The sequence below is a fragment of the Rhodovulum sp. BSW8 genome, from assembly GCF_003314725.1.
GTDB lineage: Bacteria > Pseudomonadota > Alphaproteobacteria > Rhodobacterales > Rhodobacteraceae > Rhodovulum > Rhodovulum visakhapatnamense.
Genome location: NZ_QNVX01000082.1, coordinates 1 through 330, shown reverse-complemented (window position 1 = coordinate 330; position 330 = coordinate 1). Strand labels below are relative to the sequence as shown.

Below are 330 nucleotides of genomic sequence, written 5' to 3'. Positions count from 1 at the left end.
GCGCATCAGGCGGTCGCCGAGGCCGCGGTGGTGGGCTACCCGCACGAAATCAAGGGTCAGGGCATCTACGCCTATGTGACGCTGATGAACGGGGTCGAGGCGACGGAAGAGCTTCGCAAGGAGCTGGAGAAATGGGTCCGCACCGAGATCGGCCCGATCGCCAAGCCCGACATCATCCAGTGGGCCCCGGGCCTGCCCAAGACCCGCTCGGGCAAGATCATGCGCCGCATCCTTCGCAAGATCGCCGAGAACGATTTCGGCTCCCTCGGAGACATCTCGACGCTCGCCGACCCTTCGGTCGTCGACGAGCTCATCAATAACAGGATGAAC

1 pseudogene is annotated in these 330 nt (G+C 63.6%); it reads left to right on the top strand.

Annotated elements, in window-relative coordinates:
* A pseudogene (locus DSD19_RS21305) lies at window positions 1–330 on the top strand (acetyl-coenzyme A synthetase); the annotation flags it as partial.